Source organism: Capnocytophaga canis (assembly GCF_043187445.1).
In the GTDB taxonomy this organism is placed as follows: domain Bacteria; phylum Bacteroidota; class Bacteroidia; order Flavobacteriales; family Flavobacteriaceae; genus Capnocytophaga; species Capnocytophaga canis.
On sequence record NZ_CP171121.1, the window covers coordinates 1,740,716 to 1,761,398 of the forward strand.

General features: G+C 34.5%; 19 protein-coding genes. 17 read left to right on the forward strand and 2 right to left on the reverse strand.

All coding sequences use genetic code 11. From position 1 onward, the window contains the following. Positions 1–18: 18 nt before the first annotated feature. Complete coding sequence (locus ACF3OB_RS07400; protein WP_095911996.1) at positions 19–1,587, reverse strand: exo-alpha-sialidase; 1,569 nt, start codon at positions 1,585–1,587, stop codon at positions 19–21. A gap of 15 nt (positions 1,588–1,602) precedes the next feature. Then, entirely contained in the window at positions 1,603–2,760 is a 1,158-nt protein-coding gene (locus ACF3OB_RS07405) for an AGE family epimerase/isomerase (RefSeq protein ID WP_095911995.1), read from the reverse strand. A gap of 167 nt (positions 2,761–2,927) precedes the next feature. Between ACF3OB_RS07405 and ACF3OB_RS07410 the strand changes: the two genes are divergently transcribed. The 17 genes from ACF3OB_RS07410 (at position 2,928) to ACF3OB_RS07490 (ending at position 20,667) form a co-directional block, all read left to right on the forward strand. After that, on the forward strand, positions 2,928–3,662 hold the full coding sequence (locus tag ACF3OB_RS07410; protein WP_042345034.1) for a FadR/GntR family transcriptional regulator: 735 nt from the start codon (positions 2,928–2,930) through the stop codon (positions 3,660–3,662). Positions 3,663–3,792: 130 nt separating this feature from the next. After that, a complete protein-coding gene (miaB, locus tag ACF3OB_RS07415; RefSeq protein WP_042008915.1) occupies positions 3,793–5,241 on the forward strand; it encodes a tRNA (N6-isopentenyl adenosine(37)-C2)-methylthiotransferase MiaB in 1,449 nt (482 codons plus the stop codon). Positions 5,242–5,264: 23 nt separating this feature from the next. Next, complete coding sequence (locus tag ACF3OB_RS07420; protein WP_392448772.1) at positions 5,265–6,254, forward strand: SDR family oxidoreductase; 990 nt, start codon at positions 5,265–5,267, stop codon at positions 6,252–6,254. 83 nt (positions 6,255–6,337) lie between these two features. Continuing rightward, on the forward strand, positions 6,338–6,697 hold the full coding sequence (locus ACF3OB_RS07425) for a four helix bundle protein (RefSeq protein ID WP_198540573.1): 360 nt from the start codon (positions 6,338–6,340) through the stop codon (positions 6,695–6,697). A 2-nt stretch (positions 6,698–6,699) separates the two neighbouring features. Continuing rightward, positions 6,700–8,028, forward strand: a complete 1,329-nt coding sequence (locus ACF3OB_RS07430) for a nucleotide sugar dehydrogenase (protein ID WP_095893574.1) — start codon at positions 6,700–6,702, stop codon at positions 8,026–8,028. Between the two features lie 15 nt (positions 8,029–8,043). After that, a complete protein-coding gene (wecB, locus tag ACF3OB_RS07435) occupies positions 8,044–9,129 on the forward strand; it encodes a non-hydrolyzing UDP-N-acetylglucosamine 2-epimerase (protein WP_392447281.1) in 1,086 nt (361 codons plus the stop codon). A 22-nt stretch (positions 9,130–9,151) separates the two neighbouring features. Continuing rightward, complete coding sequence (locus ACF3OB_RS07440) at positions 9,152–10,633, forward strand: oligosaccharide flippase family protein (protein ID WP_392447283.1); 1,482 nt, start codon at positions 9,152–9,154, stop codon at positions 10,631–10,633. 2 nt (positions 10,634–10,635) lie between these two features. Next, positions 10,636–11,283, forward strand: coding sequence for an acyltransferase (locus ACF3OB_RS07445; protein WP_392447285.1), 648 nt, complete (start codon positions 10,636–10,638; stop codon positions 11,281–11,283). 35 nt (positions 11,284–11,318) lie between these two features. Further along, positions 11,319–12,278 (forward strand): nitroreductase family protein, encoded by a 960-nt coding sequence (locus ACF3OB_RS07450; protein WP_392447287.1) that lies wholly within the window; start codon positions 11,319–11,321, stop codon positions 12,276–12,278. Between the two features lies 1 nt (position 12,279). Further along, entirely contained in the window at positions 12,280–13,443 is a 1,164-nt protein-coding gene (locus ACF3OB_RS07455; RefSeq protein WP_392447289.1) for a polysaccharide pyruvyl transferase family protein, read from the forward strand. After that, the gene (locus ACF3OB_RS07460; RefSeq protein ID WP_392447291.1) at positions 13,440–14,708 is read left to right on the forward strand and encodes a hypothetical protein; all 1,269 of its coding nucleotides are present in this window, start codon (positions 13,440–13,442) and stop codon (positions 14,706–14,708) included. The genes ACF3OB_RS07455 and ACF3OB_RS07460 overlap by 4 nt, the downstream gene beginning before the upstream one ends. Then, on the forward strand, positions 14,709–15,956 hold the full coding sequence (locus ACF3OB_RS07465; protein ID WP_392447292.1) for a hypothetical protein: 1,248 nt from the start codon (positions 14,709–14,711) through the stop codon (positions 15,954–15,956). 9 nt (positions 15,957–15,965) lie between these two features. Further along, positions 15,966–17,798: an asparagine synthase (glutamine-hydrolyzing) gene (gene asnB / locus ACF3OB_RS07470; protein WP_392447294.1), complete on the forward strand. Its 1,833-nt coding sequence runs from the start codon at positions 15,966–15,968 to the stop codon at positions 17,796–17,798. 12 nt (positions 17,799–17,810) lie between these two features. Continuing rightward, positions 17,811–18,974 carry a glycosyltransferase family 4 protein gene (locus ACF3OB_RS07475; RefSeq protein ID WP_392447296.1) on the forward strand — a complete coding sequence of 388 codons (1,164 nt, stop codon included), beginning with the start codon at positions 17,811–17,813 and terminating at the stop codon, positions 18,972–18,974. Then, positions 18,967–19,572: a sugar transferase gene (locus tag ACF3OB_RS07480; protein WP_002664151.1), complete on the forward strand. Its 606-nt coding sequence runs from the start codon at positions 18,967–18,969 to the stop codon at positions 19,570–19,572. The genes ACF3OB_RS07475 and ACF3OB_RS07480 overlap by 8 nt, the downstream gene beginning before the upstream one ends. 4 nt (positions 19,573–19,576) lie before the next feature. Beyond that, entirely contained in the window at positions 19,577–19,915 is a 339-nt protein-coding gene (locus ACF3OB_RS07485; RefSeq protein ID WP_172914437.1) for a hypothetical protein, read from the forward strand. Beyond that, entirely contained in the window at positions 19,912–20,667 is a 756-nt protein-coding gene (locus ACF3OB_RS07490) for a formyltransferase family protein (protein WP_392447300.1), read from the forward strand. The genes ACF3OB_RS07485 and ACF3OB_RS07490 overlap by 4 nt, the downstream gene beginning before the upstream one ends. Positions 20,668–20,683 lie beyond the last annotated feature (16 nt).

Here is a 20,683-nt window from a genome sequence, read left to right on the forward strand (position 1 = left end):
TATTTTCAGATCTTTTGTTTATTTTATAAGTTCCGAAATAGGAATTTTTTGAAAGATTAAATCACCAACTCCTTCGTAAAGTATTCCGATGTATTTGTTATCGATCAGAGACATGCAAGAATATCCGAAATTACCATTGGCATAGAGTTTTATTTGAGGGAGTTTATTCCACGTATTGCCGTCGTCATCACTCGCTTTGATGGTGATGTTAATTCTATTTTTTGCATCGGCAGGGTTCGAGAAAAACAAATATTGTTTACCGTTATTAGCCGAGTAGGAAATGATACTTGCCATACAATTGGGCTCGGTTAGTGCTTTACGTGATGTGCTGTGTTCTGTCCACGTTTTTCCAAAATCGCGAGTAACAGCCACTGAACGTCCGTGAAAGGCATCGGAAAGCGTGTAATTCTGCCGATTTCGGTCGTCACGCATATTAAGCATTATACTTCCGTCAGAAAGCTGAACTACTTGTGCTTCGGTGGTGTGTGATTTTGCTCCCGTGCCACAATGCCACGTTTTTCCGTGGTCGTCGCTGTAAATCAGGGTAGAGTGCGGTACTTGATTTTCGTCTTTGTATTGTGCAGCGAACATTATTTTTCCATCAGCAAGGGTAATTCCGTTACCAGGGCCATTGAAGAAAAGATACCATTTGGGGTCTTTGGTCTGCGGAGTGATGCTGATAGGTTCGCTCCACGTGATACCGTCATCGTCGCTTTTAACGAGCATCAACTGACCGGTTTCGTGTGGCGTCATACCCGGTTTGGAAGCCCACCACGCCATTTTGTCTTTGTCGTGTCCGTGAAGCCAAAGAGCTGCTACCCAAATAGTTCCTGTGTTTTTATCCACCAATACGGCAGGGTCGCCAATTCCGTTGAGTTGGTTGGAGAGTCCGCCCCATTCGCCCAAATCCATAATTTCTTTCATCGGTTCCCACGTTTGTCCGCCATCGGTACTTCGGCTCATTCCCACGTTTACGTCCTCTTGCAGGTCTTTGCAATTGTTGTAACGGTTGTCATACACGGCGATAAGCGTGCCTTTGTTGGTGGTTGCCAACCCTGGAATGCGATAACACTCAACGCCGTCTTGTTTCTTATCGCGAAGCGTTATCCCAAAGCGTTGTGAAGCACTTTTCGGATTTACATATACGTATCGTGACCCGTTTGATAAAAATTCAATTTGAAAAACTTTAATTTTGTTCAGAAGATTCGGCTTTTCGGTGGTTCTTGTTGTTACCCAAACATAAGTGTTTTCAGTTTTTGGTGAGTAATTACCTTTCAGAAGTATTGTCGATTGAATGTTTTTAGTAGAAGCAAATTGTTGTGCTTCTTTAAAGTTTTCATTATCACTTAAATAGATGGCCATTTCACTTAAATCCAAAGATTTTAATTCGGATTTGAGTAAAACTTTTACCTCTGTGATAGCATTCAAATTTTTAGTAGCTAACTTGAAAGAAGCTAATAAATTCTCCTTGCCTGTGACCAAAGGCATTTCGGGTTGTGTAAATTCGCCTCCGCCGATTACGTTTTTTTGGCTTCCACAAGCCGACAAAAGAACAAAAGCGAATAAAAGATAAAAAATTCGATTCATTATGATGCGTTTTATTTATTGATTTTCAATTTTTTCAAAAGTTTTCCAACATTGGAACATAGCTCTCGGCACGTGAAAGCAACCTTTCCATTTTCCGCCTTTAAGAGGGAGCAAAGGTTTTCCTTCACGATTCAGGTAACCGAACCATTCACCGTGCTCAGGGTCAGAGAAATGCGACCAAGCATAGTTGTGTACTTTTTCGTACCACGTCCAAATCTCCGAATTTTTCGTGTGTAAATACGCCTTTGAAAGTGCTACCAAAGTTTCCAAATGTACCCACCAAAGTTTTTGGTCCCATTCCAATTGTTGTGGCGGATTTCCTTTGGAATCCATAAAATACAGAATGCCTCCGTGTTTTTCGTCCCAACTGTAATTGAGGATGTTAAGAATGGTTTGTGTCGCTTTTTCGATAAGCGATTGGTCACCACGACGTACGGCAATATCAATCATAAACCACATTGCTTCGATGCCGTGACCGGGGTTTAGCAATCGACCGTTAAAGCTATCTTCTTTGCTCCCGTCAGGGCGAACATTCTCAAAAATAATACCTGTTTCAGCATCTAAAAACACGTTCATTACTTCATTGATGCTGAAATCTATCGTTTTGTTGATTTCTTCTTCCGAAAGAACGCTTTCCAATTCCAAAACCAAGTTAGAAAGAATCATCGGGAGTGAAAATCCTTTGAGCGGACGCACGTCGGTTGTTTTTTCGTATTTGCCCTTGGGATTGTTTTGTTTTTTTAATATGTTGTGATATGTGCTGATAGCCAGTTTTTTATAAGTTTCATCACCCGAGGCTTTTGCATACTGACTGAAAGCCATTGCTGCAAAACAATCCGAAAAAATGTTGTAAGGTTGAACCAGTGGTTTGCCATCGCGAGTGAGTGCAAAATAGAAATTCCCGTCGCTGTCCATTGCGTGATTTTTCAGAAATTCAACGCCTAATTTTGAGATTTCAAGCCATTTTGGATTTTTCTCTACCTGATTGTAAAGCATCGCAAAAGTCCACGCTTGTCGTCCTTGCAACCAGATGAATTTATCGGTGTCAAAAACGTTTCCTTCACGGTCAAGGCAAGTGAAATATCCGCCAAATTCGTGGTCTAACGAATGTTTTTCCCAGAAGGGAATGACATCTTCTAATAATGTTTTTTTATAAAGTTCGCTGTGTTTCATAAAGATATTTTATGTTATTTTTTCTCTACTTGTTTGTTGTTTATGTAAAAAAGGCGTACCTTAGCAGGGTTTTGTTACTTGACCCGAGAAGTACTTTTCAATTTCCGCAAATGTAGGATTTTTTTTTGAATAAAAGAACATGTTGTGGACGTAAATAATTAAAACAAATGATAGAACTTCAGAAAATAGAACCTTCAGAAAACGTCTCTTTAGTAGATAGAATTGAACAACAAATTATTTTGTATATCAAAGAAAATGATCTTCGTCCTGGAGATTCGCTTCCAAAGGAGATGGAATTGGCTGAACAGTTGGGGGTAAGTCGTACGGCAGTGAGAGAAGCTATGTTACGACTGCGAACCTTAGGACTTATTGAGTCAAAAAGACATAAAGGGATGGTTCTCAAAGAACCCAATTTGATTGAAAATTTGGAGAAAATGCTCGATCCACACATGCTGGATAAAGCTACATTGCATAATTTGTTTGAATTTCGTTTGATGTTTGAAATCGGAATGACTGATTTTGTGTTTGCACGTAAAACTCAAGAGCAAATTCAAACATTGGAACAAATTGTCAATAAAACCAGAGATGTGCAATGTGATAGTAATAGCTTTTCATTGGAAGATGAGGTCTTGTTTCATAAATCACTTTACAAAATAGCTGATAATGAGATGCTTTTGCGATTTCAGAAAATTATCCTTCCAGTATTTGAATATGTTCATCACCTCCAAAGAGAAGAGATGAATGGAGCGTTAGCGAATGGTACTCTGGAAGACGAAATTTCCATAGTAACTCACAGAGATTTGGTGGAGGAATTAAAAAATGGGACTCCGCAATCATTTCGCGAAGCTATGCGACAACATTTGCAACCGCATTTCAGTCGAATTTTGCGAAGTAAATGTTAGTAGTGTTGGGTAGGCAGTTCCAGTGCAATCTGATTTGTTTTGGTAAGTTGTTGTTTTTCAAAAACAACGATGAATCAGGTTGTGGATTGCTAATTATTTTCTATCTTTGTGGCTTGAAAAATATGCATTTATGGAAAAAGTGATAGATGAATCGAAGCAGGGGCAAAGTCTTGTTTTAGAGGTAAATAGAAATAACAGCAAAAAGGTATATATCGAAAGTTATGGCTGTCAGATGAATTTTTCTGATAGTGAGATTGTGGCTTCTATTCTTTCTCAAGAGGGCTACAATACTACGCAAACTTTAGAGGAGGCCGATTTGGTGTTGCTTAATACTTGTTCGATTCGTGAGAAAGCTGAACAAACCATTCGAAAACGGCTGGAGCAATTTAACTCTGTAAAACGCAGTCGTCCGGCTATGAAAGTGGGGGTGTTGGGCTGTATGGCAGAACGTTTGAAACATGCCTTTTTGGAGGAGGAAAAGATAGTAGATATGGTAGTTGGCCCTGATGCCTATAAAGATTTGCCTAACTTATTACAAGAGGTAGACGGAGGACGAGAGGCCGTAAATGTGATTCTTTCCAAGGAAGAAACGTATGCCGATGTTTCTCCTATACGTCTCAATAGCAATGGAGTAACTGCTTTCGTTTCAATTATGCGTGGATGTGATAATATGTGTACATTCTGCATCGTACCTTTTACGCGAGGGCGTGAACGAAGTCGCGATCCATTTTCTATACTTGAAGAAATCAATAGTTTGCAAGTAGCAGGTTTTAAGGAAGTTACTCTATTGGGGCAGAATGTAGATAGCTACCTTTGGTATGGTGGCGGACTTAAGAAGGATTTTGATAAAGCTACTGAAATGGAAAAGGCAACGGCGGTCAATTTTGCCAAATTATTGGATATGGTTGCCACGGCACATCCAAAAATGCGTATTCGTTTTTCAACATCCAATCCTCAAGATATGACTTTGGATGTGATAGATACGATGGCAAAACATCATAATATCTGCAAGTATATTCATTTGCCTGTACAAAGCGGAAGCGATCGCATACTCCAAGCAATGAATAGACTACATACTCGAGCTGAGTATTTTACGTTGATTGACAACATTCGTGAGCGTATGCCTGAATGTGCCATTTCTCAAGATATGATTGCAGGATTTCCAACGGAAACCGAAGAGGATCACCAAGATACGCTTTCTCTCATGGAATATGTGAAATATGATTTTGGATTTATGTTTGCCTATTCAGAACGACCAGGAACATTAGCTGCTCGCAAAATCGCTGATGATGTTCCCGAAGAAACAAAGAAACGTCGTTTAGCAGAAATTATAGACCTACAACAGAAACACAGTCTGTATCGCACACAACAAAAAATCGGACAGATTTGCGAGGTGCTCATAGAGGGGAATTCCAAAAAATCAGATGCTCAGTGGATGGGGCGTAACACTCAAAATACAGTGGTGGTTTTCCCGAAAGAACATTACAAAGTGGGTGATTTTGTGAATGTTAAGATAGAAAGTTGTACTTCAACTACGCTCATAGGAAAAGCGATAGGATATAGCGAAATAATGAAATAGAAGAAATCTGAGTGATGATGCAGATGGAATTTTCTGAGTTGAAAAACAAAAAAATATTAGTAACCGGTGGAGCAGGCTTCATCGGTTCTAATCTTTCTGAAAAGCTCTTGGAATTAGGAGCTATGGTGACCGTTTTGGATAATTTTGCCACAGGACATAGACACAATATAGAGGCTTTCCTATCCAATGAGAATTTTACCTTGATAGAGGGAGACATCCGCGATTTGGAAACTTGTAGAAAAGCTTGTGAAGGACAGGATTTTGTCTTGCATCAGGCGGCTTTAGGTTCTGTACCGCGTTCTATCAATGACCCAATTACCAGTAATGATGTGAATGTAGGTGGTTTCCTTAATATGCTGGTAGCTGCGAGAGATGCGGGAGTAAAACGCTTGGTTTATGCCGCGAGTTCCTCTACTTATGGTGATTCTAAATCGCTACCTAAGGTGGAGGATGTCATCGGAAAGCCCCTTTCTCCGTATGCGATTACCAAATATGTAAATGAACTATATGCCGATGTTTTTAAAAGAACTTATGATTTTGATACTATTGGATTGAGATATTTTAATGCCTTCGGAAGAAGACAAGACCCGAACGGTGCATATGCCGCAGTGATTCCTAAATTTGTGATTCAGCTGATGAATCACCAATCGCCTACCATTAATGGCGATGGAACTTACTCTCGTGATTTTACTTATATTGATAATGTGATTCAAATGAATCTTTTGGCGATGATTTCAGAGAATGAAAATGCAGTTAATCAAGTATATAACACCGCAGTAGGCGACCGAACGACTATCAAAGATATGGCAGAATTATTGCGAAAATTCCTTGCTGAGTACGACCCAAAAATTGCCGAAGTGGAAATTCTAAACGGTCCTAATCGATTGGGCGATGTACCTCATTCTTTGGCTTCCATAGAAAAAGCACAGAAGAATTTGGGCTATCAACCTACGCATACATTCGCCGAAGGATTGAAAGAAGCGGTAGATTGGTATTGGGAAAATTTGAAGTAGTGGATGGTGAATAGTGGGTAGTGAATGGTGGATGGTGAATGGTGAATGGTGGGAGAATTATTAACCATAAATAACCATAAAATATGATGTTGAGTTATAGAGAGTTGGATGTTTGGAAAAATGCAATGAATTTAGTGGACGATGTTTATATATTGACGAAATCGTTTCCGCGAGAGGAGTTATTTGTTTTGACCAGTCAAATGAGAAGGGCATCGATTTCTATTCCATCTAATATCGCCGAAGGTTTTGATAGAAAAAATACTAAGGAATATTTACAATTTTGTTATATTGCTTTAAGCTCACTAAGTGAATTAGATACACAAATTGAGATTGCATTTAGACAAAAATACACTGGAAACACAGAAATATTATCTGAAAAAGTGTTGATTATAAAGAAACAGCTGTTAGCTTTGATAAAAAGTTTGAAATTAAAATTGAAATAAACATGAACAATACGAATACTCCAATCACTAATCTCCAATCACTAACCACGAATCCTAAAATCGCTGTTATCGGATTGGGATATGTAGGGCTGCCATTGGCCAGACTTTTTGCTACAAAATATCCCGTAGTAGGATTTGATATTAATAAAGAACGAGTAGAAAAACTTAACGGAGGACACGATGATACTTTGGAGGTTTCTGATGAGTTATTACAATCCGCTTTAGTGAAAGAGAATCCTTTAAAAACAGGAAATAATGGACTCTTATGTTCGGCAGATTTAAAAGATATTGAGGACGCGAATATTTACATCGTTACCGTTCCTACGCCAGTGGATAAAAACAATCGTCCTGTGCTTACGCCTTTAGTAAAAGCCAGTGAAACGGTGGGAAAAGTGCTGAAAAAAGGAGATATTGTAGTCTATGAATCAACAGTTTACCCAGGGGCTACGGAGGAAGATTGTATCCCTGTGGTAGAGAAAACTTCAGGAATGAAGTACAATGTAGATTTCTTTGCAGGTTATTCCCCAGAGCGTATTAATCCAGGAGACAAGGAACACACGGTAGAGAAAATTTTAAAAGTAACCTCGGGTTCTACACCAGAAATAGGAAAAATCGTAGATGATATTTACCAATCAGTGATTACAGCAGGTACGCATTTGGCTCCGACTATAAAAGTGGCTGAGGCGGCAAAAGTAATTGAAAATTCACAACGAGACATTAACATTGCTTTCGTTAATGAGTTGGCAAAGATTTTCAATTTGATGGATATCGATACCCATGCCGTGTTGGCAGCTGCAGGTACGAAGTGGAATTTCTTACCATTCAAACCAGGTTTAGTGGGCGGACATTGCATCGGTGTTGACCCATTCTACTTGGCTCAAAAAGCGCAAGAATACGGTTATCATCCTGAGATTATTTTGGCAGGAAGAAGATTGAACGATTCGATGGGCAAATATGTAGCAGAGCAAGTGGTAAAGGCAATGATTAAAAAGAACATCAATGTGAATGGAGCAGAAGTATTGATGTTAGGAATTACCTTTAAAGAAAACTGTCCTGATGTTCGCAATACGAAAATTGTGGATGTGATTGCTGCTTTGGAAGATTTTGGCGTAAAAGTAACTATTTTTGACCCATGGGCAAATCCAGAAGAAGTACAACACGAATATGGTGTGGAAAGCACCCAGAAACTATCTTCTACAAAGTTTGATGCCGTAGTTCTTGGTGTGGCTCATAAAGAATTTAAAGAGTTGGATATTCATTCTTTGACCAAAGAAAATGCCGTGGTGTATGATGTAAAGGGAATTTTAGAGGCGGTAGATGGAAGGTTGTAATATAAAAAATAGTCTATGAAAATTACATTAATAGCAGGAGCGAGACCTAATTTTATGAAAATAGCTCCTGTAATCCATGCGATACATAAAGCACAATCAGAGGGAAAAAACATTCACTATCGTTTGGTACATACGGGACAACATTACGATCATGCGATGAGTGAAACTTTTTTCAAGGAACTGAATATACCATCCCCAAATGCAAACTTAGGTTGTGGAGGGGGTACACAGGCGGAGCAAACGGCTGCTATTATGGTAGCTTTTGAGAAAGAATTAATTGAAAACCCTGTGGATTTGGTAGTTGTGGTGGGAGATGTAACTTCTACCATGGCTTGTAGTATTGTTGCTAAAAAGTTAAACACACGCGTAGCACATATTGAGGCAGGTATCCGTAGTGGAGATATGATGATGCCAGAAGAAATTAACCGAATTGTAACCGATTCATTGACAGATTATTTCTTTACTACATCGAAAGTTGCTAATGAAAATTTGATAAAATCAGGTGTAAAAGAAGAACAAATTTTCTTTGTGGGTAATGTGATGATTGATACTTTGCTTACTAATCTTCCAAAATTCGAGAAGCCAAAAATTTTTGATGCTTTGGCATTGGTAGAAAAAGAATATATAGTTTTAACGATGCACCGCCCAGCTAATGTAGACTCAGCTGAGAAGTTAAAGAGTACAATGGGAGAGATTGTAAATAATGTTAGAAATCTGCCAGTCATTTTTCCGATTCACCCACGAACAGCAAAGATTTTTATGGAATTGGGGATTAAAGCAGATAACTTACATATCATTGATCCGTTGGGATATTTGGAATTTAATTATTTGGTGAAAAATTCAAAAGCTGTAGTAACTGATTCGGGAGGTATTACAGAAGAAACTACTGTAATGGGGGTACCTTGTATTACTTTACGCGATAATACCGAAAGACCTGAAACTATAACCATTGGAACCAATGAACTTATAGGTACAGATCCGAATGCTATAAAGCCAGCATTCGAAAAACTATTTTCGGGAAATTGGAAAAAAGGTAGTATTCCCGAATTATGGGATGGAAAAACAGCTGAAAGGATTGTAGAGATAATAAAGGATTTGTAAAAAATAATGATAAATCCAGGATATGAATAATAGTAGATTAAATACCGGTAATACTGTACAGGCATTTTGGGTTGCATTGGGAAGTGTTATCTCATATGGTTTCATACTTTTAACTTCGATTATTCTAAGTCGCTATTTTTCTAAAGGAGATTATGGTACTTATAGGCAGGTGATGTATGTATATAATACTTTACTTGTTGTATTTACATTAGGGCTACCTCGTGCTTATTCTTATTTTTTGCCAAGGATTCCATTATCAGAAGTTAAAGACGTCATAAGGAAAATTACATATTTATTTTTTTTATTAGGATTATTGTTTTCATTGGTATTGTATTTTGGTTCTGGAGTTATTTCCTCATTCTTAAAAAATCCGGATTTAGATTATGCAATCAAACTTTTTTCCATAGTTCCATTGTTAATGTTGCCTACAATGGGAGTAGATGGGATATTAGCTACATTCAAAAAATCTAAGTATATAGCAATTTATAAAGGATTAAGTTCTTTTTTTCAATTGGCTTGTGTATCTATTCCAGTGGTCTTTTTTGAAGGAACTTATAAAGCTGCTATTTTTGGATTTGCATTTTCATCTTTGTTGATATGCTTGGTTGCATTATATTTAAAGAACCTGCCTGTACGTAATGAAATTACATTGAAAAGTGATGTTACATATAAAAAGATTTTTCAATTTTCATTACCTTTACTTTATGCCAGTCTTTGGGCTATATTGATGAATTCTGCAGATCAGTTTTTTATAAGTAGTTATTTTGGAAAAGAAGTTTTTGCGGAATTTTCGAATGGTTGGATAGATCTTCCTTTTGTGAGTATGATTGTAGGAGCTACTTCCGTTGTGTTATTACCTGTTTTTTCCAAAATAATTAATGAAAACGAAGCCGCTTATGTAGAAATCAAACCTATTTGGAAGAGTACTTTCGAGAAAACAGTGAAGTTGGTTTATCCATTACTTATTTATAGTATTGTCTTTTCAGAGGCTATCATGGTTTTTTTGTACGGTGAGCAATACTCAAGTTCTGGAATGTTTTTTAGATTGAGACTTTTAATCAATCTATTTAATTTGATAGCTTTCGCACCTTTATTGTTAGCTTTGGGAGCAACAAAATATTATGCACGTTCAATTGCTTATGGGGCTATTTTTACAATTATTACTGAATTTTTATTTGTAAATATCTTTCACAACTATTATACAATTCCTGTGATTTCAGTTTTGGGGAGTTTTATGGTTGTATTTCTTCAATTTAGATTTGTAGCAAATTTCTTTAAAACATCTATAATAGATTTACTTTCTTTAAAATTAATGACTTCAATTATTTTCGTGTCCTTACCTATTTTATTCATTTTGTACTACTTACTTGTTGTTGTTTTATCGTTAAGTAATTTAGAAGTATTATCCATAAGTTTAGGGATATATATGGTTATATTTCTTATAGTTTCTAAATGGATAAAAATAGATTATATTTCAATGTTTAAAATGATTTTAAAAAGATGATTATGAGAAAAATACTAAAAAAAATATTCTATTCGAAAGGATTTGATTTTGTATTGCCCTTTATTTCCATCATAATTCCGTTCTTAGGTGGTTATGTTGGTTTCCTAAAGTCGAGGATTTTGCCAGCATCCTATTTTGAATATCTCAAATTTAGATTGGGACTTACAAGGAGATATTGGCCAAAAGATAAAACTTGTTTAGTGGCACATCCTCGTAGGATTTTTGTGGGGATAAATTCTAAAGTAGGAAGACCAGGTTCTTATATTCAAGGGGCAGGTAAAGTTTATATAGGCGATTATGTCAGATTTGCTCCTAATGTAGGTATATTAAGCTCAAATCATGATTTGTATAATAGAGATATATATAATAATAAAACTATACGAATTGGTGATTATTGTTGGATAGGAATGAATGCTACAATAATGGCAGGAGTCGAATTAGGGATTAACACGATTGTTGGGGCAGGAGCAGTGGTAACAAAAAGTTTTCCTGAGGGACACTGTGTTATTGCAGGGAATCCTGCACGGGTAATTAAGTATTTAGATAAGGAAAAATTTACCCCTTGGGTTTATCCTTTTGAATACTACGGATACATTCCCAAAAACAAATTCGAAAAAATGAGAAGTAAATATTTAGAAAAAGATTTATAAGGATGAAAAAACTATATAGAAAACTAAGATTGTATGTGGGGATAAGGTTATTTATGATTAGAGAGTTGTTTAGTGAATATTCACGAATCATAAAACACTTTGGAACATCCGGCGATTTATATCAAAATCAAGATAAATTGAAGGCAAGAATTGTCATGAATGCTCATTCAATAGAGAAAGGATTATCTCTTAAAAACATTAAATTAGGCTATGGTAAATCGAAAATTCTTATGGTTATGAGGGATTTAGAATGTTATTATAAGAATTTTAATGATAAAGAATTGGTGCTTTTTTATTTGTCAATTGTAGAAGCTTATCTTGAGTATAATAAATCTAAAAACGTAGAAGATCAAGATATACTTGATGCTTATATGAAAATGAAGCAGGTGTTAGATTCCGATACTAAACATTTGGATCATCTTATAGGGGGATACTTTAAAACATCAAGAGATAAAATACATCTTTACGGAAAGATAGATTATTACAATTTTGTAAGGAATAGACATAGCATTCGAAATTTTACAGGAAATCAAATAGACATAGCATTAGTTAATAAAGCATTGGAAATAGCACAATATACACCCTCTGCTTGCAACAGACAACCTTGGGGAAATCATGTGTTTATTGATAAAGAAAAAATTAATCAAATTTTAGATTTTCAAACCGGAGCTCGTCAATTTAAGGAAGATATTACGTGTGTAATAATGGTAACATCCAAATACTCGAGCTTTTTTGGAGGGGAATACCATCAACCTTATGTCAATGGAGGAATGTATGCTATGAACTTGATATTTGCACTTCATTCATTAGGGTTGGGAACTACCCCTTTGAATATGGGGTTTTCATCTCAAAAATTAAAGGTATTGAAAAATATATGCGATATTAAAGATGACGAAGTGCCGATTGTTTTGATTGGCGTTGGTGAAATAAGTGAAGAATTGTCAATAGCTACGTCAAGTCGATTTAAATTTAAGGAATATACAAAATACTATTAGAATGAAAATAGGAATATTAACATTTCACAGGAGTATAAATAATGGGGCATTTATGCAGGCCTATGCTTTGTCACAACAGATTCAGAGGAGATTTGGAGATATTGTTGAAATTATTGACTTTGAATTAGAGTCAAAACACCATTCATATAAGAAAAATAGCTTGAACAAGCTCATTGTATACGGTGGAAAGTATATGAAAAAGTATAGACAGTTTCAAAATGCTTTAAATTTATTACCTCTGTCTCCTGATACGCTTATCACCAATAACTACGAGAAAGTTAGAGAATATATTCAAAAGCGGTATGATATTGTAATAGTTGGTAGTGATGCAGTTTGGGCGTATTCGAAGGGATTGGGACTTGAGAATCCCTATTGGTTATTTGGAGAAAAGCTTGATTGTGTAAAAATGAGTTATGCAGCCTCTGCGTATAGTTTGGATGTGAAAAATGTCCCTAGTGACCATAAAGAGTATATAGCAGATTGTTTAAATAGTTTCTCGTATATTGGTGTACGAGATGATGAAACGAAGAATTTTGTGCAATCTTTGAATTCATCTCTGAAAATTAATATGAATTGTGATCCAACGGTTCTGTTAGATAAACCTTCAAAAGCAGAGGCTGAAGTTATTCTCAAGAGAAGAGGAATCAGTACAGATAAAAAGATTATTGGAATAATGCTTAGTAATAGTGATTATATTCCAGCGATAATAAAAATGTTGGGTAGAAAAGAATATGAATTTTTGGATGTACACAGGAGAAATTACTCAAAAAATAAACACTATTTTTCAACCAATAAGTCTCTTTTTGATTTGTCTCCTTATGAGTGGTATCAAGTGTATAGTCATTTTTATATGAATTTCACGAATTTTTTCCATGGGACATTGTTGGCATTGAAAAGCAATGTGCCTACGTTTTCGTTTGATAATACGAATTTTGATTATGAGTATCTATCGAAAATAAGACAGCTTCTTATAGATTTAGATTTGCTAGACTATTGGGTAGACAATACCCAATACTCAAGGGAAGAACAAGATAGAGTTTTTGCTCAAATTGAATATACTATTAAAAATTATGAAACTATCAAAGAGAAAATAGATAAAAATATGGAAATGGAAAGCCGTAAGGCTGATTCTTTTTTTGAATATTTATCTAAACTGATACCATGAAAACAAATATATTAATCATATCGTATTGCTATCCTCCGCTAAATGATGCAGGAGCTCAAAGACCTCATGCGATAGCCAAGTATTTGGATAAAACAAAATACAATGTTATAGTACTCACATGTGAAAATCCAAGTACACCCTTGGGAGTAAACAAAGAGTTCGATCCTAGTTTAGATGGAGTAGAGGTTATTAGAATAAAAAGTTTTATAGGAAGTAATACTGATGGACTAAGGGTAAAATCAGGTGAAAAGAAAGGGAAAGTGAAAAAAAATTTATTTTCATTGGCTCAACGATTAATATTTCCAGATAAGGGAATATTTTGGTATCCCAATGTAAAATCTTTTTTGAAGAAACATAATCAACTGATAGAAAAAACTGATATTGTAATTTCAACATCACCAGATACAACAAATCATAAAATAGCACGATATATAAAACGCAAGAATAACCATATACAATGGCTTGCGGATTTTCGTGATTTTTATTACACCAATCATTGGGAGGAAAAATTAGGTTTGAAACCTTTACTGCATAAAATTTTGGAAAGGTCCATTGTCAAAGAAGCATCTACTCTTTCATTCGTTACACAAACGATGAAAAATGCTTACCAACAGGCCTATCCTAAATTTAGAAATAAAATGCACAGTGTTTATAATGGGTTTGATTTAGATACTGTTTCAGATTTAAGCTCTATTAAAAGTGGTAAAATAACATTTTTTTATGCAGGTACTTTTTATAATGGTATCCGTTCTCCTTTACCTCTTTTGCAACTGTTAGATCGAGCTTTTGAGCTAAATGATTTGAAACCTGATGAAGTGGTGATTCAAATAGCAGGAAATATTGATGACCCAATGAAACAGCAGATGACAAAGTTTTTATCTTTTCAGTGTATAGAATTTTTAGGACTTATTCCTAAAAACCAAGTACTGAAATATATGAAGGAATCAACTTTTCTTTGGCTAATAGTAGGTAATATTAAAGCTCATTATCAGACAGTGCCTATTAAACTATTTGAGTATATTGCAACAAAGAAGCCGATTGTTAATTTTGCACCAAGTATTTCGGAATCTACACAAATTATTCAAAGTAATCAACTAGGATATAATTTTAATACATTGGATTTTGAACTATCAAGTGCATATCTTGAGTTTAAAAAGTTGATAGCAGATGCTAAGAATAAAGATTTTGACGCAATTTATCAAAACAGAAAAAGTATTTTTGCTTGGGAGAACCAAATAAAAAAAATAGAATTATTATTTACATAGATGTTTAAAAGGCTATCCAATATAAGTATCCCTCTGTTTATTGTATTACCATTAGCAGGATTTATTACTTCGCTATTTAATGTGCGAAGTAGGAGTAGTGCTGTGGTGTATGTTGCCTTTGCTGCGTTATTTGGATATGCAATTTCTTTTACTAATGAGTCAGCGGATTCGTATCGTTATGCGATAGCATTTAGTGAATTTGATAACACGCTAAACCTTGATAGGATACAACAATTATATAAAAATGGGGAATTAAAAGATGTATATCAATTAATTGTCTTTTATATAACCTCTATTTTCTCCAGTAATCCCAAGGTTATGTATGCCTTGGCAGGTTCCGTATATGGAATTTTTAGTTATCTGATATTGAAAATCTTTGTTGTGCAGAAAGGTCCGCAAAATGATTTATTTAGCTTAGTGTTGGCAATCTGCTTTTTTACATATATCTCGATTTCAAATATCAATGGATTTAAATTTTGGACAGGAGCTATTTTCGTAATTTATGCTATTTATCAGGTGTTTATACAAAGGAAAAAAGTTTGGTTGTTTGGAGTAGCCATAGTTCCTTTATTTCATTATGGGCTGTTGTTACTATTACCTGTATTGCTTCTCTATTTATTGACAGAAAGATACTTTTATGATAATAGTCGTGTGTCCCAGTTACTTTTCTATGGATTCATACTAGCTTTTGTAGTTTCTTGGGGATTGGAAGCAAGTTCTATCAATCTTAGTTTTTTAAGTCAATTCAGTATCCTTTCAGGGGCAATAGGAAATAGAATAGATTATTTGAATGATTCAGAAACTACTGCTATGCTAGAGTTGAGAGCTGAAAATTCTACTTTTTTAAGTGTTCGAAAGTATTTTAATATTTTGATAAAAATCTATGTTTTTGTTGTTATTGTATTCATGAACAATTTAGTAAAAAGAATGCAAGGGATAAATAAAATAGAATATACAAGATTCTTTGCTTTTGTATTGTATTTTTATTCATTTGCTTTTATTGCTACTTCTTTCCCCTCAGGAGGAAGATTTATGAATATGGCACATGTGTTCTTTTTCATTTTTATGGCCAAATTGTATGCTGTCTATAAAAAGAAGAAAATACAAAAATTAATAATACTATCTTTAATTCCATTTTCATTTTCAATAGCTTTTACAAATGGTATGCTATCATTGATGATACTATCACCCACATTTTGGTATGGTAATGTTTTTTGGATAATTTATGAGGGGATAAATTTTAAATAAATTTTTATTATGAGCGGAATCAAGGGATTAATATATAAAAAAGCAGATTTGTTGTCTAAACAGCATTCGGAAGAGATGAATTTGAAAATTATTCATCCAAAACATGACGAGCATAGAATTTTCGTAGAGGAAAAAGAAAAACATACATATCCTGTTCATCTAGAAGAGCAGTCTAAAGTTCTTACTTTTGATGGGAGAATTTATAATTATTCTTCACTCAGAAAAAAATTAGAAAACCAAGGTTACCGTTTTAAAAATAAATCTGATACAGAATTAATACTTTATTTATATCAAGAATATGGAAATCAGTGCTTTAAAATGCTTGATGGTATGTTTGCTATTGCTCTATATGATAAAAATAATGATAAAGTATTTATCGCTAGAGATTTCTTTGGAAATAAGTCATTATATTATACTCAAACACAAAATGGATTCGTTTGGTCATTAGAGTTGAAAGAAACTATTTCAACTTTGTCTCAAAAACCAAAAATTGATAAAATAGGACTGAATCTTTATTTTCAGTTGACTTATATTCCAGCACCTTTTACAATATATGAGGGGGTAAAGAAATTAGAAGCCAATAGCTTGCTGATCTATGATTTAAAAGCAGATACTTATTATATAGAACCTATTCATACAGATAAAGTTCAAAAACAAAATATAGACTTTTATTCCGCAAAAAAGAAAGTCAAGGATTTGGTTACTGAGAGTGTATTAGCCATGAGCGTTTCTGATGTGCCTTTGGGTACATTCCTTTCAGGAGGGGTAGATTCTTCTATTGTCAATTTATGTTTGGCACAAAATACTGACCAGAAAATCAATACTTTTTCAATAGGTTTTGATAAAAAATCTTTTGACGAAACTGAAAAATCTAGAATGGTAGCTCAGTTGATAGGAAGCGAACATAATGAATTTGTTATTTCTCAGAAGGATTTAACACAACATTTAGATGCTATTTTATTGAATTTTGATCAGCCTTTTGCAGATTCTTCAGCTTTGCCAAGCTATATGGTAGCCAAAAAAACAAGTGACTTTGTAAAAGTGGCACTCACAGGAGATGGAGGTGATGAGGTTTTCGGAGGATATAACAAATATCGAATAGGAGCGATTAACCATAAGTACACTTCCATTGTACCTCAGTTTTTTCATAATGGCATTGTAAATATTTCGAATGTTTTTACTAAACAAAGGGAAGATCATAGAGGCTTGAAATTTAAAATAAGAAAAGCATTACAATCTATTAATTATGATGGTGAATTTTTTTATAATATCATTAAATTAGGTTTTCCAGAACATGAGTTAGATAGATATATGTTATCATCTTATTTTACGGAAAATCCTTTGAAATATTACAAGAGTCAGCTTCCTAAACCACAATCATTGTCTGATTTTAGACAGGTGGACAAAATGCTCAGTCTTGAAGGAGATATGATTGTTAAAGTGGATAGGACTAGCATGCTTGCTTCATTGGAGTGTCGTGCTCCTTTATTGACTCATGCTCTTTGGAATTATACACATTCATTGCCAGATCACTTTCTTCTCAAAGGAAATGATAAAAAAAGAATTTTGAAAAAGGCTTTTGAAGACCAATTTCCTGAAGGATTTTTAGAAAAATCAAAGCAAGGATTCGGTGTACCTGTGGGGGATTGGCTGAAACAAGGTCTGAAAGATGAGCTACTTAGTTATATAGAAGATGGATTTCTTGAAAAACAAAATATTTTTAATGTTACAGAGATAAAAAGAATAGTGCTCAATCATGTGCAGAGTAAAGAAGATAATTCATTTCGAGTATGGACCTTCTATTGTTTTCAAAAATGGTATAAAAATATATATGATTTGTAATAAATATAGCTGATGAATCGAATTAAACTCTTCCGTATAACCACCGTCCCTATTTCTTTGAAGACCTTACTGAAAGGACAGCATCGTTTCATGTCTGATAACGGATTTGAAGTGGTGGGAGTGTCTTCTTTTGGAAAAGAATTAGGTGAGGTTTCAGAAGATGAGGGCATTCGTACCGTGGCTATTGAAATGTCGAGGCAAATCACTCCTTTACAAGATTTGAAGTCGCTTTGGAAAATGTGGAATTTTTTAAGAAAAGAAAAACCCGAAATTGTTCATACACATACCCCTAAGGCAGGTACTATAGGAATGTTGGCAGCAAAGTTAGCAGGGGTTCCTCATCGTTTGCATACCGTAGCCGGATTGCCATTGATGGAAGCCAAAGGAAATAAAAGAAAAATACTCAATTTTGTAGAAAAAATCACCTATTCCTGTGCTACAAAGGTTTATCCAAATTCTAAAGGCTTATACCATATTATTTTAGAAAATAATTTTACCACCAAAAACAAGCTGAAAGTAATTGCCAATGGTTCTTCCAACGGAATAAATACTGAGTACTTCTCTCCTGAGAGCATTTCTGACCAAGAAAAACAAGAGTTAAAAAAGACATTGAATATACAACCTGATGATTTTGTTTTTATTTTTGTGGGTAGATTGGTATGTGACAAGGGAATTAATGAACTCATAACCGCTTTTTCAGAACTCAGATTACCTGATACCAAGCTTCTCTTGGTAGGAGGAGAGGAAAAGGATTTAGATCCCCTTCAAACTAAGACTATTCAGGAAATAGAGAGGAATAAAAATATCATAGCGGTTGGTTTTCAAAAGGATGTGCGTCCGTATTTTGCTATTTCGGATTGCTTAGCTTTCCCAAGTTACCGCGAAGGGTTCCCTAATGTGGTGATGCAAGCAGGGGCGATGGGATTGCCAAGTATTGTTTCCGATATCAATGGTTGTAATGAAATTATAGCGGAAGGAGAAAATGGATGCATTATCCCTTCCAAATCTGTAGAAGAACTGAAACTAGCAATGAAGAAAATGAGAGAGGATAAATCATTGTATCATTCGTTGCAACAAAACAGTCGTAGAATGATTGTGGAAAGGTACCAACAAGAAGCAGTTTGGAAGGCTCTTTTAGAGGAGTATAACTTTTTAATAGCAGGGAGAAATGTATAAAACTTTCATAAAACCCTTTTTGGATTTCATTTTGGCACTCATTGGATTTTTACTGTTGAGTCCTGTGTTTATTATAGTTACGATAGGCTTGTTTTTTGCCAATCAAGGAAAGCCATTTTTCTTTCAGCTGAGACCCGGGAAAGATGGGAAGATTTTCAAAATCATCAAGTTCAAAACGATGAATGATAAAAAAGATGAACACGGAAATTTGCTTCCCGATGCGGATCGATTAACAAAAGTTGGTAGCTTTGTACGCAAGACCTCTTTAGATGAAATTCCGCAACTACTGAATGTCATCAAAGGCGATATGAGTTTGATAGGGCCAAGACCACTCCTACCGTCTTATTTGGCATTGTACAATGATTTTCAGCGCAGAAGAAATGAGGTAAAACCAGGAATTACGGGTTGGGCACAGGTCAATGGAAGAAACAGTATCAGTTGGGAGAAAAAATTTGAATACGATGTTTGGTATGTGGATCATATCAGTTTCGCATTAGATTTTAAAATATTATGGCTTACAGTTCTTAAAGTTCTCAAATCTGAGGGCATCAATGAACAGGGACAAGCCACATCAGAAGAATTTAAAGGAAATGATTGAAAAAATGGACAAAAACAGTGTCATAAATATTTTACGGAATAATTTTATTAGAAGTACAAAAGCATATTCTATTTACTTGAGGGGGAAAACATATTATAATGCCAAGCATATATATAATGCAAATGAAATTGTATATCATAGTTTGAATCAATTACTTCAGTACGATTTGACTGATAATGAGTTAGGCGAAATTATTAATTACCAATTTCATTTGGAAAATTGGTTCATTCAATTCCAAAATAAAGAAAAAAAGATACTTAGTATAGAAGAAGAGTTTGTGTTTGAACCTTTTGAAGATAATATACCTTTTCCTAAAAATTTTTTAGAAATATTTGATATATGAGATACGGATTCGCAGGTGATAGGCAGATAGCAGCTGATATCTTACAGTTGCTAATTAATTTAGAATATAAGCCTAGTTTTTTAATGATAAATAGTAATGATACAGCAACACATAATGAAGAACTTGTAAGAATTTCAGGATTGGATAGTAAAAATATATTTACCAATAAAAATTTAAAGACTTCTAGTTTTTATGATACAATTAAAAATTATGAGGTAGATTATATTTTTGGTATACATTATCCTTTTATTATAGACGAATCATTAATTAATATGCCTAAAATAGGGTTTTTAAATCTTCATCCTGCTTATTTACCATTTAATAGAGGGTGGCATACGCCTTCTTGGGCTATTTATGAGAATACGAAATATGGGGCTACTCTACATTTTATGTCCAAAGATCTTGATAAGGGAGATATTATTCATCAAAAAGAAATAGAAATAGGTAAGGAGGATACAGCTAATACTTTATACAAAAAAGTCTTGGATTTGGAGTTTTTAACTTTTAAAGAAGCACTACCTGAGCTTATAGCATTAAAACCTAATAGAATTAAACAAAATAATGATGAAGGTACAGAACATAAAAGATCTGATTTAGAATTGATTAGAGAAATTTCTTTGAATGAAAAGATTTATCCTCTAGATTTGATAAAAAAAATTAGAGCTTTGACGACCAATAATATTGATGAGGCTGCTTATTTTAAAATAGATGGAAAAAAGTATCGGATTAGAGTAGAGATTGTCAAAGAATAGTAGTTGCTTTTTTATA

What these genes read in the sequence shown, in the direction of transcription:
- ACF3OB_RS07405 (WP_095911995.1), bottom strand. Translation starts at nt 2,760, where the DNA reads ATGAAACACAGCGAACTTTATAAAAAAACATTATTAGAAGATGTCATT.
- ACF3OB_RS07440 (WP_392447283.1), top strand. Translation starts at nt 9,152, where the DNA reads ATGAATAATAGTAGATTAAATACCGGTAATACTGTACAGGCATTTTGG.
- ACF3OB_RS07420 (WP_392448772.1), top strand. Translation starts at nt 5,265, where the DNA reads ATGGAATTTTCTGAGTTGAAAAACAAAAAAATATTAGTAACCGGTGGA.
- ACF3OB_RS07430 (WP_095893574.1), top strand. Translation starts at nt 6,700, where the DNA reads ATGAACAATACGAATACTCCAATCACTAATCTCCAATCACTAACCACG.
- ACF3OB_RS07475 (WP_392447296.1), top strand. Translation starts at nt 17,811, where the DNA reads ATGAATCGAATTAAACTCTTCCGTATAACCACCGTCCCTATTTCTTTG.
- ACF3OB_RS07445 (WP_392447285.1), top strand. Translation starts at nt 10,636, where the DNA reads ATGAGAAAAATACTAAAAAAAATATTCTATTCGAAAGGATTTGATTTT.
- ACF3OB_RS07455 (WP_392447289.1), top strand. Translation starts at nt 12,280, where the DNA reads ATGAAAATAGGAATATTAACATTTCACAGGAGTATAAATAATGGGGCA.
- wecB (WP_392447281.1), top strand. Translation starts at nt 8,044, where the DNA reads ATGAAAATTACATTAATAGCAGGAGCGAGACCTAATTTTATGAAAATA.
- ACF3OB_RS07465 (WP_392447292.1), top strand. Translation starts at nt 14,709, where the DNA reads ATGTTTAAAAGGCTATCCAATATAAGTATCCCTCTGTTTATTGTATTA.
- asnB (WP_392447294.1), top strand. Translation starts at nt 15,966, where the DNA reads ATGAGCGGAATCAAGGGATTAATATATAAAAAAGCAGATTTGTTGTCT.
- ACF3OB_RS07410 (WP_042345034.1), top strand. Translation starts at nt 2,928, where the DNA reads ATGATAGAACTTCAGAAAATAGAACCTTCAGAAAACGTCTCTTTAGTA.
- ACF3OB_RS07460 (WP_392447291.1), top strand. Translation starts at nt 13,440, where the DNA reads ATGAAAACAAATATATTAATCATATCGTATTGCTATCCTCCGCTAAAT.
- ACF3OB_RS07480 (WP_002664151.1), top strand. Translation starts at nt 18,967, where the DNA reads ATGTATAAAACTTTCATAAAACCCTTTTTGGATTTCATTTTGGCACTC.
- ACF3OB_RS07400 (WP_095911996.1), bottom strand. Translation starts at nt 1,587, where the DNA reads ATGAATCGAATTTTTTATCTTTTATTCGCTTTTGTTCTTTTGTCGGCT.
- miaB (WP_042008915.1), top strand. Translation starts at nt 3,793, where the DNA reads ATGGAAAAAGTGATAGATGAATCGAAGCAGGGGCAAAGTCTTGTTTTA.
- ACF3OB_RS07425 (WP_198540573.1), top strand. Translation starts at nt 6,338, where the DNA reads ATGATGTTGAGTTATAGAGAGTTGGATGTTTGGAAAAATGCAATGAAT.
- ACF3OB_RS07490 (WP_392447300.1), top strand. Translation starts at nt 19,912, where the DNA reads ATGAGATACGGATTCGCAGGTGATAGGCAGATAGCAGCTGATATCTTA.
- ACF3OB_RS07485 (WP_172914437.1), top strand. Translation starts at nt 19,577, where the DNA reads ATGGACAAAAACAGTGTCATAAATATTTTACGGAATAATTTTATTAGA.